Here is a 14,498-nt window from a genome sequence, read left to right as displayed (position 1 = left end):
ACGGAAGTTAAGCTCTTTCGCGCCGATGGTAGTTGGGGGCTTCCCCCTGTGAGAGTAGGACATCGCTAGGCAATCTATATAGAAAAGCAGTCAGCTAAACGCTGGTTGCTTTTTTATTTTTAAGAAATTTGTTTATAATTTAAAGAAAATATTGCAAAACTTGCTTATTCTATCATCATATATTTTCTATTATAAAATACTTTTTGCATTGCTATTTAGTTGGAATTTTTGATTAGATTTACTATGATTAAAAATCTGAATTGTCTTTCTTTTAGAAGTTTCTTGACAGTAGCAGTCCACGTTGTTAATCTTACAATTAATATTCTTTTAACCATAGGAGGAAGTTACGAAAATGTGGGAAACTAAATTTGCCAAAGAAGGTTTAACTTTTGATGATGTATTATTAGTACCAGCTCATTCCGAAGTATTACCGAAAGATGTTGATTTATCTGTTCAACTAACGCCAAAGATTAAATTAAATATTCCGTTGGTCAGTGCAGGTATGGATACAGTGACAGAGTCTAAAATGGCAATTGCTATGGCACGCCAAGGTGGTATCGGTATTATCCATAAAAATATGGGAATCGATGAGCAAGCTGAACAAGTAGAAAAAGTAAAACGTTCTGAAAATGGTGTTATTACAAACCCATTCTTCTTAACTCCGACTCATCAAGTTTTCGATGCTGAGCACTTAATGGGGAAATATAGAATCTCTGGTGTACCTATTGTAGATAGCATGGAAAACCAAAAGCTTGTAGGGATTATTACAAACCGTGACTTACGTTTTATCTCTGACTATTCTTTAAAAATTGAAGATGTTATGACAAAAGAGGATTTAATTACAGCACCTATTGGGACAACTTTAGAAGATGCTGAAAAAATTCTTCAACAATATAAAATCGAAAAACTTCCAATTGTCGATGAAGAAGGTCGATTAACTGGACTTATCACAATTAAAGACATTGAAAAAGTGATTGAATTCCCGAACGCTGCTAAAGATACACATGGTCGTTTACTTGTAGGTGCAGCTGTTGGTGTATCAAAGGATACAATGGTACGTATTGAGAAGCTTGTAGAAGCACAAGTTGATATTGTTGTAATCGATACAGCACATGGTCACTCAGAAGGTGTGTTACAAACAATTCGTTCTATCCGTGAAACATATCCAGAGCTAGAAATTATCGCTGGTAATGTAGCAACTGCAGAAGGTGCGCGTGCATTGTTTGAAGCTGGTGCAGATGTTGTGAAAGTTGGTATTGGTCCTGGCTCTATATGTACTACACGTGTAGTTGCTGGCGTAGGTGTACCGCAAATTACAGCAGTTTATGATTGTGCTACAGTAGCTCGTGAGCTTGGTAAAACAATTATTGCCGATGGTGGTATTAAATACTCTGGTGATATCGTAAAAGCTTTAGCTGCTGGTGGGAATATTGTTATGCTTGGTTCATTGCTTGCAGGTACATCTGAATCTCCAGGAGAAACAGAAATTTTCCAAGGTCGTCGCTTCAAAGTTTATCGTGGTATGGGCTCAATTGGGGCAATGGAAAAAGGTTCAAAGGATCGTTACTTCCAAGAAGATGCGAAAAAATTAGTGCCAGAAGGTATTGAGGGACGTCTTCCATATAAAGGACCTCTAGCTGATACAGTTTACCAATTAATCGGTGGTATTCGTGCTGGTATGGGCTACTGTGGAGCACCAAATCTTGAATATCTACGAGAAAATGCACAGTTTGTTAAAATGACAGGTGCAGGTCTACGTGAATCGCATCCACATGATGTACAAATTACAAAAGAATCGCCAAATTATTCAATGTAATATATTGCTTGCAACTTTTATGCTTTCGCTTCGTCTACAAAGATGGCGCGAAGGCATTTTTTTATGGTAGAGAGTCAACACGTTGATAGCTATCTATGATAAAATGTCGAGGACAAGATTATTTTTTGGAGGGCTTTCAAGGTGAAAAAGAAAATAAGCACCGTATTACGCTTACTCCTAATTCCTGTTTTGCTATTAAGCGTGTTTGCTGGTATCCCTACACAGGCAAATGCAGAAACAGATTTAGGATTAACAGTGGATGCTGCGATTTTAATTGACGCAGACTCAGGGAAAATTTTATATGAACAAAATGCAGATACTTCGCTAGGTATCGCAAGTATGACAAAAATGATGACTGAATACCTGTTATTGGACGCAATTAATGCAGGGACAGTTAAATGGGACCAAGAGTATCATGTAACAGATTATACGTATCGTATGTCGCAAAATCGTGCATTAAGTAATGTACCTTTACGTAGAGATGGATCTTATACGATTCGTGAATTATATGAGGCAATGGTTATTTATTCAGCGAATGCAGCAACAGTAGCGATTGCAGAAACAATTGCAGGCTCTGAAACTGAGTTTTTAAAGTTAATGAATAAAAAGGCGGAAGAACTTGGTTTAGAGAACTACAAATTTGTAAATGCTACGGGTCTTAATAATGCTGATTTATTTGGTATGCATCCATCAGGCACAGGACCAAAGGATGAAAATGTGATGCCTGCTAAATCTGTAGCAAAACTGGCATATCATTTGTTAAAAGATCATCCAAATGTGTTAGAAACGTCTAGCATTGCTAAGAAGATATTCCGTGAAGGTACAGAGGATGCTATTAAAATGTCTAACTGGAACTTTATGCTGCCTGGGTTAATCTATGAGTATCAAGGAGTAGATGGATTAAAAACGGGTACAACAGACTTTGCAGGTCATAGTTTTACAGGAACTGCAAAGCGTAATGATACACGTTTAATTGCAGTTGTGATGAAAGCTGTTGATGCAAATGGTGTGGGTTCATATGAAGCACGTTTCGATGCAACAGCAAAATTATTTAACTATGGCTTTTCACAATTTTCAAAAGAGGAAATTTTACCAGCCAACTATACATTTAAAGATCAAAAAACAGTAAAAGTAACAAAAGGGAAAGAAGATAAAGTAGAGATTGCTGTAAAAGAGCCTATTTCATTTATGGTGAAATCTTCTGATAAAGATTTATATAAACCTACACTTGTTTTAGATAAAAAGAGCTTAGAAGCAGGTGTTAAAAAAGATACTGTTGTAGGGAAAGTTGTTCTTGAGCGCACAGAAGGCACAGATTACGGCTTTATCGATGGGAAGGATATTTCATCTGATGTTGTAACAACAACCGCTGTAGAGCGTGCTGGGCGTATCTCATTATTCTTCCAAGGCGTTGGTAACTTCTTCGGCAATTTATGGGGAGGCATTTCAGACTTTGTTGGAGGCTTATTTTAATAATTAATACTAGGGCACATGATTGTTTTCAAACATTCATGTGCTTTTTCACATTTTCACACAGTAATGCATACGCTAGTAGGCGAAAGGATGTGGCTAAATGTGTGGCATAACAGGATGGGCTAGCTTTCAAAAGGATTTAAGAACAAGTGATGCAATAGTAAAATCCATGACACAAACATTGAATAAGAGAGGGCCAGATGATGAAAATATTTGGTGTAGTGAGCATATTGCATTTGGCCATCGACGGCTAGCTGTTATTGATTTGATTGGTGGCAAACAGCCAATGCACAAAGCATATGATGGAGCCAACTATGTCATTACATATAATGGCGAGCTTTATAATACAGAAGAACTGCGTAAGGAACTGCAAAAAAGAGGACATTCTTTTTCAACGCATTCAGATACCGAAGTATTATTAACAGCCTATATTGAATGGAAGGAGCAATGTGTAGATTTTCTAAATGGTATTTTTGCCTTTGGTATTTGGGATGACCAAACGCAATCACTGTTTTTATGCAGGGATCGACTTGGGGTGAAGCCTCTGTATTATATAGAGCAGCGGGGGGATATTATGTTTGCCTCTGAAATGAAAGCATTATTGGTACATCCATCAGTGCAGGTAGCTATTCATTCAGAGGGGCTCGCAAGCATGATGGCTGTAGGGCCGTCTAGGGTACCTGGCAAGACTCTTTTTCACAATATTGAGGAAGTGCGACCTGGCCATGCTATGCGATTTTCTAAAGAAGGTATAAAAAAGTGGCAATACTGGCGGCTACAAAGTTATCAGCATAAGGAATCTGTGGAAGAAACGATTGAGCATGTACGCTTCTTAGTAACAGATGCTATTGAACGACAGCTTATTTCAGATGTGCCAGTTTGTACATTTCTATCAGGTGGACTTGATTCAAGCATTATTACAGGAATTGCCGCAAAACGATTTCAACAACAAAACAGTAAGCTGCATACGTACTCCATTGATTATGAGGATAATGAGCGCTTTTTTCATCCACATGCTTTCCAAACATCAACAGATACGTATTGGATTCAGAAAATGACAGAGGCGTTTCAAACAACACACCATGCAGAGGAAATATCTCAGCAACAGCTCATCGACTTATTAGTAGAATCTGTGATTGTAAGAGATTCGCCCGGTATGGCAGACGTAGACTCATCATTATTATGGTTTTGCCGCAACATCCAAAAGGACTTTACTGTAGCATTATCAGGTGAATGTGCAGACGAAATTTTTGGTGGGTATCCATGGTTTCAAGAAAAAGCTTCAGGCTTTCCTTGGATTCGCTCATTGTCAGAGAGAAGTACATTGTTACAAGATAGGTGGCAGAAGAAATTAAACATTGAATTCTATGCCCAACAGCTATATGCTCAAACAATAGCAGAAGTACCATTATTAGATGGGGAAAGCTCCGCAGCAGCAAGCCATCGTGAAATGCTTTATTTGAATATGCAATGGTTTATGCAAACCTTGCTGGAGCGTAAGGATCGTATGAGTATGGGAGCAAGTTTAGAAGTACGTGTTCCCTTTGCAGACCATCGCCTTGTAGAATATGCATGGAATATTCCGTGGGAAATAAAGAATTTAGATGGGATAGAAAAAGGTTTACTGCGAAAGTCAATGGCACACTTATTACCAAATGAAGTATTATACAGAAAAAAGAATCCCTATCCAAAAACGTACCATCCAGCCTATACTGCAGGTGTGCAAAAGTGGTTAAAGGAGATTCTTAAAGATAAAAATTCAATTCTACATGAGCTATTTGTTCAACAAAAGCTATTGGAATTAATTGAATCTGGTGGTAGCTCCTTTAAGGTTCCATGGTATGGTCAATTAATGGCAGGCCCTCAGCTACTAGCATATTTAGGGCAAATTCATATATGGTTTGAACATTACCATATCCAATTAGTCGAAGCTTAAGAGATGTCCCTCAGCTAGTACCTGAGGGATTTTTTTGTATGCCCCAGCAAGCCATTAATTGTTCAATGGATGACTCAATTGCTTGTACGGGTATGCCACCAAATCCTAGTAAAAATTGAGCTTGTCTAGATTCGCAATGGTCTAATCGATAATCAGATAATGGATAGATGCCGATATTTGCTTGGGAGGCAAGTTGTTGTAATTGTTTTTCTGATAATGTGTGTTGAACATCTAATAAAATATGCATGCCTGCTTGCTCACCTGTAATATTAATGGACGCTGAATATTTCTCTAAAATCGCAGTGAGCCTGTCATGCTTTTTACGATAAACTTTGCGCATGCGATTAAGATGCTTAGCAAAATGACCATCACGCATAAAATTTGCGACGATATGCTGATCGAAACGGGGCACTGTGGATGAATAATAATTAAAAACATCGTTATAGGTAGCTAGTAGCTTAGGTGGCAGCACAAAATAGGCTACACGTAAGGATGGCATTAATGATTTTGTAAAGGTGCTCATATAAATGACCTTATCATTTCGATCTAAAGCATGTAGTGCAGGTATTGGTTTTCCAGTATAACGGAATTCTGAATCATAATCATCCTCAATAATATAACGGGAAGGGCTTTGTGCCGCCCAATTTAAAGCCTGTGCACGTCTTGTAGCAGACAATACTGCCCCTGTTGGGAATTGATGTGATGGTGTAATATATGCAACATTAGCATCCGCTTGCTCAAGCGCATGAATAATGATACCTTCGTCATCAACTGCGATTGGGCAGACTTTACGCTTATGTTGTGTAAACATACGGTGCACAGCGGGATATCCTGGGTTTTCCAATCCAAAGCAGGTGTCTTCATTAAAAAGGCGCAAAATCATTGGAAGAAGCTGCTCAGTACCTGAACCAATCACAATCTGCTTAGGGCTACAAACAACACCACGCGATTGATATAAGTAGTTTGCAATTTCCGTGCGTAAAGATAACTCCCCTTGAGGTTCTCCTGTTAGTAATAGCTCCTTTGAAGTGTCATCAAAAAGCTCCTTCGCATACTTCCTCCAAGTTTGAAAAGGAAAGGCATCAATATCAATAGAACCTGGATTAAAATCGATTTTATATGATTTTTTCTTCGGCTGTGCATTGATGGATGTCACAATTTCCTGCTGAATATAGGGGAGTTCATCAATTGCCTCGACAAAATAACCAACACGCGCTTTGGACATAATATAGCCTTCAGCAAGTAATTGTGCATAGGCAATTTCGATTGTTGTTTGAGAAATATTTAAAAAATCCGCTAATTTTCTTTTAGATGGTAATTTTTCTCCTACAGCAATTTTTTTGGAAATAATGGCATCTTTAATTCCGTTATAAAGCTGATCATAAAGGGGTTTTTCATTATCTTTTTCAAGCTGAAATAACAGCATGTCCATCTGCTAATTACCTCCTGACCTTATAATTTTTTAGAAAACTGGATATTTTGATATGGTCAATTTCTATTATACTAAATTTCATCACAAAGGTGGAGGTTAGAATAATGAAACAAACAGGTACGGAATTAGTAAAACGTGGGATGGCAGAAATGCAAAAGGGTGGCGTTATTATGGATGTAATAAATGCCGAGCAAGCAAAAATTGCAGAAGCAGCAGGAGCAGTAGCTGTGATGGCATTAGAACGAGTACCGTCTGATATTCGGAAGGCAGGCGGGGTTGCACGTATGGCTGATCCTCGGATTGTGGAAGAGGTGATGGGGGCTGTTTCTATTCCTGTAATGGCTAAAGCGCGTATTGGACATATTGTGGAGGCACGTGTATTAGAGGCAATGGGTGTTGATTATATTGATGAAAGTGAAGTGTTAACACCAGCAGATGAAGAGTATCATTTATTAAAAAGTGATTACACAGTACCATTTGTTTGTGGCTGTCGTGATTTAGGGGAAGCCGCACGTCGCATTGGTGAAGGAGCATCGATGCTGCGTACAAAGGGTGAGCCGGGAACAGGCAATATTGTAGAGGCTGTACGCCATATTCGCAAAGTAAACGCTCAGGTACGTAAGGTAGTGGGTATGACAGAAGATGAGCTAATGACAGAGGCAAAATTACTTGGAGCGCCTTTTGAATTATTAAGAGAAATTAAGCATCTTGGCCGTTTACCAGTTGTGAACTTTGCGGCTGGTGGTGTTGCTACACCTGCTGATGCTGCATTAATGATGGAGCTTGGCGCTGATGGTGTATTTGTTGGCTCAGGTATTTTTAAATCTGACAATCCTGAAAAATTTGCACATGCAATTGTAGAAGCAACAACACATTACAAGGACTACAGGCTGATTGCTGAAATATCCAAAGAGCTTGGTGTACCTATGAAGGGGATTGATATTGCACAGCTAGGACAAAACGAGCGTATGCAGGAGCGTGGCTGGTAGCATGAAGCGAATGGGTGTGTTGGCGTTACAAGGAGCGGTACGTGAGCATATGCGAATGTTAGAGGCGCTTGGCTGTGAAGCTGTGCTAGTAAAACAAAGACAAGATTTAGTAAAGCTTGACGGTCTTATATTGCCTGGTGGGGAAAGTACAGCAATGCGTAAATTGCTGGATCGCTTTGAGCTACTAGAGCCAATCCGTCAGCTAGCACAGCAAGGCTTACCGATGTTTGGAACCTGTGCAGGCTTAATTTTATTAGCCAACCATTTAGTGGATGATACGCGACATTTAGCTGTGATGGATGTGACAGTGGCAAGAAATTCATATGGTCGTCAGGTGGATAGCTTTGAAGTAAAGCTGGATATTCCTAAAATAGGTAATGCGATTCCAGCCGTATTTATTCGTGCGCCTCATATTGAAGCGGTTGGTAAAAATGTTGAAGTGCTTGCACGGCATGAAGGAAAAATTGTGTTAGCACAGGATAGGCATTTATTAGGCTGTGCGTTCCATCCCGAATTAACAGCAGATACACGTATTCTTGAATATTTTGTAGCATCTATAGTATGACTTGCAAAATTCTTTTTCATATAGTACAGTATGGTTAAATTTTAAATAACTGAACACGATGATAGGAAGTAGTAACAAGCACGTTTTTTGTAGAGAGTCAGCGGCTGGTGGGAGCTGATAAAAGCACTTGTGAATCCGTCCTGGAGTTGCACAGTCGAAGTTTAATGAAAGTAGGCTGTAGCCGGCTGAAATGCCGTTATGAAACAAGTGGATTAGGCATATGTCTAGTCAATTAGGGTGGCAACGCGGGTAGCTCTCGTCCCTTTTATGGGATGGGGGCTTTTTTGTGTTCTGATTTCAATCATTTACTGGAGGTATGAACTATGTTAGATATTAAACGCGTGCGTGATAATTTCGCAGAAGTCAAAGAAATGCTATTAACACGTAATGAGGATTTAGGGAACTTGGATGACTTTGAGGAGTTAGATGCAAAGCGCCGAGTATTAATCGCTAAAACAGAGGAGCTTAAAGCAGAACGTAATAAAGTATCTGAGCAAATTTCTATTATGAAGCGCAATAAAGAAAATGCGGATGAAGTCATTGCTCGTATGCGTCAGGTTGGTGATGAAATTAAAGAATTAGATAGCCAATTAAATGAAGTAGAAGAGCGTTTTAAAGATATGATGATGCGTTTACCAAATATTCCACATGAATCAGTCCCAGTTGGCACAACAGAGGACGATAATGTTGAGGAATATACATGGGGTGAAGTACCAGCATTTGATTTTGATATAAAAGCGCATTGGGACATTGCAACAGATTTAGATATTGTTGATTTTGAACGTGGTGCGAAAGTAACTGGTAGCCGTTTCTTATTCTATCGTGGTCTTGGCGCTCGTTTAGAACGTGCATTAATGACATTTATGATGGATTTACATGCAGAGGAGCATGGCTATGAGGAGATGCTACCACCTGTTATTGTCAATCGTGAAAGCTTAACAGGCACTGGTCAGCTACCGAAGTTTGAAGAAGATGTTTTTAAGCTAGAGGAAACAGATTATTTTATGATTCCAACTGCAGAAGTACCCGTGACAAACTTCTATCGTGATGAAATTTTACCAATCGAAATTTTACCAAAAGGTTTTGTTGCGTATAGTGCATGTTTCCGTTCAGAGGCAGGTTCTGCTGGGCGTGATACACGTGGCTTAATTCGTCAGCACCAATTCAACAAAGTAGAATTAGTTCGTTTTGTAAAGCCAGAGGAATCATACGAGCAGCTAGAGCTTTTAACAAACCATGCTGAAAAAGTATTACAACTACTTGGGTTACCATACCGCAGATTAAAAATGTGTACGGCTGATTTAGGTTTTACAGCAGCGAAAAAATATGATTTAGAGGTTTGGATTCCAGCTCAAAATATGTACCGTGAAATTTCTTCTTGCTCTAACTTTGAGGATTTCCAAGCACGACGAGCAAATATCCGCTTCCGTCGTGAGCCAAATGCGAAGCCAGAATATGTTCATACATTAAACGGTTCAGGTCTTGCCCTTGGTCGTACGGTAGCAGCAATCTTAGAAAACTACCAGCAAGCCGACGGAAGCGTAGTAATTCCTGAAGTATTAAGACCATATATGGGCGGCAAGGAAGTAATCGTACCAAACTAAACAAAGTCGGCTCTGCCTCGAAAGCGAAGTGACAGAGGCAAACCAAGGAAGCGTAGTAATTCCTGAAGTATTAAGACCATATATGGGCGGGAAAGAAGTAATCGCACCAAACTAAACGACAAAAGCTATTTTAGATACCTTACTAAAGGAAAATCTAAAATAGCTTTTTCTTAATTACAATTTTCACAGTTGGATGCACCTTCTGTAATTGTTAAAGCCGCTCTTGCCTTTTTTTCGGCCTTTTTACGCTCCCGTAAAGCCTTAAAAAAGTTAGTTAAAATTTGCCCACATTCCGCTGCTAAAATTCCTTCTGTTACCTTACATTCATGATTAAGGCGCGCATCATTCAATAAACGATATAAGGAATCCACACAGCCAGCTTTACTATCTCTTGCCCCATAAACAACACGAGGAATACGAGATTGTAGAATGGCTCCAGCACACATTGGACAAGGCTCCAGCGTCACGTAAAGCGTTGTATTCTCTAAACGCCAGCTACCTATTTTTTTACAGCCTTGTTGAATCGCTAATAATTCTGCATGAGTAGTGGCATTTTGAGAGGTTTCTCGTAAATTATGGGCACGTGCAATAATTTCGCCATTATAAACAAGAACCGCTCCAATTGGTACTTCTCCAAGAGCTGCTGCTTTTTTAGCTTCCATTAAGGCTTCTTGCATAAATTGCTGATCTCTTGTCATACTAATCGCTCCTTCCTTCCAGTTTAGCTTGCTTTGCTAGCAATATCAAAATTTTAAGATAGTTATTTAATTAAGTTAACTTTATAATTAAGATAACTTAATTATAAGGGCTGATAATAAATGAAGGATTTAATTACAAAAATTAATCGTTTACAGGACCAATTAAATATTGAAATGGCAGTGCAATATGAAACAACAATGGATAATGAATTAACGGCTAAGCAAGTATTACTATTGGAGCTAGTTCGTGCAGGGGCAACAACGACAAAGGAGCTTGCTACTACATTACAGGTAACAACTAGCGCTGTTAGTCAGCTTTTGAATAAGCTAGAGGATAAGGGCTATATTTATCGGGCAATTAATCCAGAGAATCGACGTGAAATTAAGTTAGAGCTGGCAGAAAAAGGGCAGCAATATTTTAAAAAGCTACAGCAATTTGAGCAAGACACCACCTACGCAATTTATGGACAATTGCCAATAGAGGATTTACAGCATTTAGGGCGTATTTTAGAAAATTTATTAACAATTGTTAGGAGGGATAAAGCATGAGCTGGGTTGAAAAGTCAAAACCTATATGGCTTATTTTAGTGTTATTTGTGTTGAGTGGTAATTATATGTTGTACCATACATCTATAGGGAGCAATCTATTACCTGATGAGGCACAGGCTGTTGTGTTAGGGTCGTTGTTAGATTTAATGATTTGTTTCCCATTATTTATGATACTTTACCGCAATAAATTTTCGCCGAAGGCATTGATTGCATTCGTCGCATTTGGCTGTATCTTGCTTCGATTAATAGTGCCAACAGATTTATTAGCTCCGTATGCAATGATTACATGGAGTGGCATTGCGGTTGAGGGCTGTATAGTATTGGTAGAAATTTTATTGCTTATAACATTGCTACGTTACACGCCGAAGATTATCCATGATGTAAAAGAGAGCCAATTGCCAACATTATTTGCATTTTCACAGGCTGTAGGAAAATATGTGAAGCAGCATCCAATTATTCAAGTGATTTGTTCTGAAATGCTTGTCTTATATTATGCATTTGGGAGTTGGCGACAAGCAGTGCCTAAAGGGCTGACATTATATAAAAAATCAAATTATATGGCATTTCAAATTATGATCATTCATGCCATTATTATAGAAACCATAGGCATACATTATTGGCTACATACAAAGGCACCAATTGTTTCCATCGTGTTATTAATTCTTAATATTTATTCCATCATTTTTTTCCTAGCAGATATGCAGGCAATGCGCTTGAATCCAATTTTTATAGATAAAAAGTCCATATATCTATCATTAGGCTTAATAAAACGTACCAAAATTGACCTTGATAATATTGCTGTAATTATAGATGATCCAGAGTTACTTGCCCAAAAACGCTCAAAGGAAACGATTGATTTTATTTTGCGAGATTTTGAGAGTGTCCAGCCTGATTTTATTGTGCAATTAAAGCAGCCCGTTATCGTAACTTTTATGATGGGGATTGAAAAGAAGTATCAGTATATAGCTATAAAATCTGATCATCCTACAGAACTAAAGAAAGCTTTAGCTAGAGCTTAAAATAAGGTGAGATTTTGAAAAAATTCATAATGGGCTCGTCCGTTATTTTCTTAATAATTGTAGTGATTCCGTTTAATGCTATGTTTCCTTTTAGTAGAGGCATGGCATTTTATATTTTCCAAAGCGTTTGACAATAATAAACAGTCGTTATATATTTATATATGATTATATGTTCATATATAAAAGGAGTTGTCTGTTATGGGTAATGGCAATCAGCATTTAGATGAGGAAACATTGTTTGTAGTTTCGCAAACATTTAAAGCATTAAGCGATCCAACGCGCATTCGTATTTTAAATTTACTATGTACCGACGAGCATTCTGTCAATGATATTGCAGAAATTTTAGATTTAGGTCAATCAACCGTTTCACACCAATTGCGTTTTTTAAAAAATTTACGCTTGGTGAAGTTTCGACGAGAGGGCACAACCCTCTACTATTCAAAGGATGATGACCATGTGATGAATTTATTGCAACAAGCGATCGACCATGCAACACATCATTAAATGGGAGGGATACTAATGGGACATCATCACGATCATGGGCATGACCATACACATGGTGCAAATAAAAAAGTATTATTACTATCATTTATTATTATTACAAGCTATATGATTATTGAGGCAATTGGTGGCTTTGTTACAAATAGCTTGGCACTTCTGTCAGATGCAGGACATATGTTAAGTGACGCTATTTCTTTAGGTATTGCCCTGTTAGCTTTTATTATGGGGGAAAAGGCTGCTAGCTATAGTAAAACTTATGGTTATAAACGATTTGAAATTTTAGCGGCTGTGTTAAATGGTGTAACATTAATCGTTATCGCATTATTTATTTGTTATGAGGCGATTGAACGCTTTGCCAATCCACCAGCAGTAGCGACAACAGGAATGCTTATTATTAGTACAATCGGGCTTTTCGTAAATATTTTAGTCGCATGGATTATGATGCGTGGTAGTGATACAAAGGATAACTTAAATATGCGTGGTGCTTTTTTACATGTGCTTAGTGATATGCTAGGGTCTGTAGGAGCTATTATTGCTGCATTATTAATTATGTTTTTAGGCTGGAGTTGGGCAGACCCACTAGCAAGTGTGATTGTAGCATTACTGGTGCTAAGAAGCGGCTATTACGTCACAAAGGATGCTGTTCATATTTTAATGGAGGGCACACCGAAGAATGTAGATGTGACAGAAATCGTTGAAGTGATTGAACAAACAAATGGTATTAAAAGCATTCATGATTTACACATTTGGACAATTACAAGTGGTACAAATGCATTGTCCTGTCATGCGGTTGTCGATGAGCAATTAACAGTAGCTGATAGTGAGCGTATTTTACGAAAAATTGAACATAATCTTGAGCATAAAGGCATTAAGCATGTCACAATTCAGCTAGAAACAGCCTCCCATCAGCATGATAATTCAATTTTATGTCAATTGAAAAATGAGCATCATCACCATTAATTACGTTCTAATTTTTTAAACTTGCTAGAAAAGCTTTCTTCAAAATCTGAAACATCGGCATTTCTAACCTATGATTTTACAATCTATTACTTGTGTAAAGCACTATTTGTTGACCAATGAAAAGATAAGGAAAGAATAAGAGTAAAATGAGGCTGCTTAATTCTCATTAAATATGGGGATTAAACAGCCTAGTAAGGTATTTTATTTATATATTAAATTTCATTTTTCAGCGTTTTTAACTACAGATAATATAACAATATTTACTTTTCAAATAGAGTTTTTGAGCCACCTAAAGCATAGCTAAATGTTATTTCATCCTTTACTTGTGCCCCTATAGGTTGCTCGCCAATTACTATACCTAACCGGTTATAACCTAATAGTTCTATAGTAACTCCTTTATTAAAATTATAGAAAAAACTACTATAACCAGTTTGTACCCAAGTTGTTGGGAATGCTAAACTAAAAGATGAAACTCCCGTTATTGATGAGAATGTTTTGCTGGATCCACTTCCGTTATAACGATAGCTTAAATCAACAGTAACAGTTACTGGTTGAGTAGCGCTCTTAATAGGATTGAGTGATGGTTTTACCCATACTTCAAGTCGGTCAGTTGTTGAACTAGTAGCCATAGTAGTAATAAGAGGAGTTGATAAAGAACTGCTTTCTGTGTCTTCATATAAATTTAATTCTGTATCTTCATTTTCTAATTCTTTGATAGCTTGTTCGAAATCTTCCACTGTATCAAAGTTAATAACAGGTGCCCCTTCAGGTAATTCATTTATATCAATTAAATCAATATAATCCGAATTATTGGAAATAGACTCTATTTTTGGTAATATTTCTTTAGAAGCTTCATTAACCTCTGGTGATGCGAAAACAGTACTTCCTATAGCGCTTACTGCAAAAAGAGAAAGAAAAAGAGATAAAATTAATTTTTTCATTTTTTAAAAACCCCC

At 37.8% G+C, this 14,498-nt stretch carries 13 protein-coding genes and 1 other annotated feature; of the genes, 10 read left to right on the top strand and 3 right to left on the bottom strand.

Annotated elements, in window-relative coordinates:
- Positions 1–352: 352 nt before the first annotated feature.
- From guaB to asnB, 3 genes are all read left to right on the top strand, one after another.
- On the top strand, positions 353–1,816 hold the full coding sequence (gene guaB / locus ACIQVU_RS18375; RefSeq protein WP_340803717.1) for an IMP dehydrogenase: 1,464 nt from the start codon (positions 353–355) through the stop codon (positions 1,814–1,816).
- A 141-nt stretch (positions 1,817–1,957) separates the two neighbouring features.
- On the top strand, positions 1,958–3,289 hold the full coding sequence (locus ACIQVU_RS18370; protein WP_340803718.1) for a D-alanyl-D-alanine carboxypeptidase family protein: 1,332 nt from the start codon (positions 1,958–1,960) through the stop codon (positions 3,287–3,289).
- 100 nt (positions 3,290–3,389) lie between these two features.
- Positions 3,390–5,225, top strand: coding sequence for an asparagine synthase (glutamine-hydrolyzing) (asnB, locus tag ACIQVU_RS18365; RefSeq protein ID WP_340803719.1), 1,836 nt, complete (start codon positions 3,390–3,392; stop codon positions 5,223–5,225).
- Between the two features lie 10 nt (positions 5,226–5,235).
- Here asnB and pdxR read toward each other — a convergent pair whose 3' ends face one another.
- Positions 5,236–6,657 carry a MocR-like pyridoxine biosynthesis transcription factor PdxR gene (gene pdxR / locus ACIQVU_RS18360; protein WP_340803720.1) on the bottom strand — a complete coding sequence of 474 codons (1,422 nt, stop codon included), beginning with the start codon at positions 6,655–6,657 and terminating at the stop codon, positions 5,236–5,238.
- A gap of 104 nt (positions 6,658–6,761) precedes the next feature.
- Here pdxR and pdxS point away from each other — a divergent pair, with 104 nt between their 5' ends.
- The 3 genes from pdxS to serS all read left to right on the top strand — a co-directional run bounded on the left by pdxS (position 6,762) and on the right by serS (position 9,815).
- On the top strand, positions 6,762–7,646 hold the full coding sequence (pdxS, locus tag ACIQVU_RS18355; protein ID WP_340803721.1) for a pyridoxal 5'-phosphate synthase lyase subunit PdxS: 885 nt from the start codon (positions 6,762–6,764) through the stop codon (positions 7,644–7,646).
- Position 7,647: 1 nt separating this feature from the next.
- On the top strand, positions 7,648–8,211 hold the full coding sequence (gene pdxT, locus ACIQVU_RS18350; RefSeq protein ID WP_340803722.1) for a pyridoxal 5'-phosphate synthase glutaminase subunit PdxT: 564 nt from the start codon (positions 7,648–7,650) through the stop codon (positions 8,209–8,211).
- 49 nt (positions 8,212–8,260) lie between these two features.
- Positions 8,261–8,478, top strand: a binding site (T-box leader).
- A 56-nt stretch (positions 8,479–8,534) separates the two neighbouring features.
- Positions 8,535–9,815: a serine--tRNA ligase gene (gene serS, locus ACIQVU_RS18345; RefSeq protein WP_340803724.1), complete on the top strand. Its 1,281-nt coding sequence runs from the start codon at positions 8,535–8,537 to the stop codon at positions 9,813–9,815.
- A 170-nt stretch (positions 9,816–9,985) separates the two neighbouring features.
- Here the strand turns inward: serS and tadA are convergent, their stop codons facing one another.
- On the bottom strand, positions 9,986–10,513 hold the full coding sequence (gene tadA, locus ACIQVU_RS18340; RefSeq protein ID WP_340803725.1) for a tRNA adenosine(34) deaminase TadA: 528 nt from the start codon (positions 10,511–10,513) through the stop codon (positions 9,986–9,988).
- A 120-nt stretch (positions 10,514–10,633) separates the two neighbouring features.
- Here tadA and ACIQVU_RS18335 point away from each other — a divergent pair, with 120 nt between their 5' ends.
- From ACIQVU_RS18335 to ACIQVU_RS18320, 4 genes are all read left to right on the top strand, one after another.
- Positions 10,634–11,062 (top strand): MarR family winged helix-turn-helix transcriptional regulator, encoded by a 429-nt coding sequence (locus ACIQVU_RS18335; RefSeq protein ID WP_340803726.1) that lies wholly within the window; start codon positions 10,634–10,636, stop codon positions 11,060–11,062.
- Positions 11,059–12,081: a beta-carotene 15,15'-monooxygenase gene (locus ACIQVU_RS18330; protein ID WP_340803727.1), complete on the top strand. Its 1,023-nt coding sequence runs from the start codon at positions 11,059–11,061 to the stop codon at positions 12,079–12,081. Before ACIQVU_RS18335 ends, ACIQVU_RS18330 begins: the two co-directional genes overlap by 4 nt.
- Before the next feature lie 198 nt (positions 12,082–12,279).
- Entirely contained in the window at positions 12,280–12,585 is a 306-nt protein-coding gene (locus tag ACIQVU_RS18325; RefSeq protein WP_340803728.1) for an ArsR/SmtB family transcription factor, read from the top strand.
- A gap of 15 nt (positions 12,586–12,600) precedes the next feature.
- Positions 12,601–13,542 carry a cation diffusion facilitator family transporter gene (locus ACIQVU_RS18320; protein ID WP_402896654.1) on the top strand — a complete coding sequence of 314 codons (942 nt, stop codon included), beginning with the start codon at positions 12,601–12,603 and terminating at the stop codon, positions 13,540–13,542.
- Between the two features lie 260 nt (positions 13,543–13,802).
- Here ACIQVU_RS18320 and ACIQVU_RS18315 read toward each other — a convergent pair whose 3' ends face one another.
- Entirely contained in the window at positions 13,803–14,483 is a 681-nt protein-coding gene (locus ACIQVU_RS18315; RefSeq protein WP_402896652.1) for a hypothetical protein, read from the bottom strand.
- Positions 14,484–14,498 lie beyond the last annotated feature (15 nt).

The sequence above is a fragment of the Lysinibacillus sp. NPDC098008 genome, assembly GCF_044760715.1.
Taxonomy (GTDB): domain Bacteria; phylum Bacillota; class Bacilli; order Bacillales_A; family Planococcaceae; genus Lysinibacillus.
Note: the sequence above shows the minus strand (reverse complement) of the source record. Positions and strands in the feature narration are given on the sequence as shown.

Coding starts and splice junctions, on each gene's coding strand:
- ACIQVU_RS18335 (WP_340803726.1), top strand. CDS start 10,634: ATGAAGGATTTAATTACAAAAATTAATCGTTTACAGGACCAATTAAAT.
- guaB (WP_340803717.1), top strand. CDS start 353: ATGTGGGAAACTAAATTTGCCAAAGAAGGTTTAACTTTTGATGATGTA.
- pdxR (WP_340803720.1), bottom strand. CDS start 6,657: ATGGACATGCTGTTATTTCAGCTTGAAAAAGATAATGAAAAACCCCTT.
- ACIQVU_RS18330 (WP_340803727.1), top strand. CDS start 11,059: ATGAGCTGGGTTGAAAAGTCAAAACCTATATGGCTTATTTTAGTGTTA.
- serS (WP_340803724.1), top strand. CDS start 8,535: ATGTTAGATATTAAACGCGTGCGTGATAATTTCGCAGAAGTCAAAGAA.
- pdxS (WP_340803721.1), top strand. CDS start 6,762: ATGAAACAAACAGGTACGGAATTAGTAAAACGTGGGATGGCAGAAATG.
- asnB (WP_340803719.1), top strand. CDS start 3,390: ATGTGTGGCATAACAGGATGGGCTAGCTTTCAAAAGGATTTAAGAACA.
- ACIQVU_RS18325 (WP_340803728.1), top strand. CDS start 12,280: ATGGGTAATGGCAATCAGCATTTAGATGAGGAAACATTGTTTGTAGTT.
- ACIQVU_RS18320 (WP_402896654.1), top strand. CDS start 12,601: ATGGGACATCATCACGATCATGGGCATGACCATACACATGGTGCAAAT.
- pdxT (WP_340803722.1), top strand. CDS start 7,648: ATGAAGCGAATGGGTGTGTTGGCGTTACAAGGAGCGGTACGTGAGCAT.
- ACIQVU_RS18315 (WP_402896652.1), bottom strand. CDS start 14,483: ATGAAAAAATTAATTTTATCTCTTTTTCTTTCTCTTTTTGCAGTAAGC.
- tadA (WP_340803725.1), bottom strand. CDS start 10,513: ATGACAAGAGATCAGCAATTTATGCAAGAAGCCTTAATGGAAGCTAAA.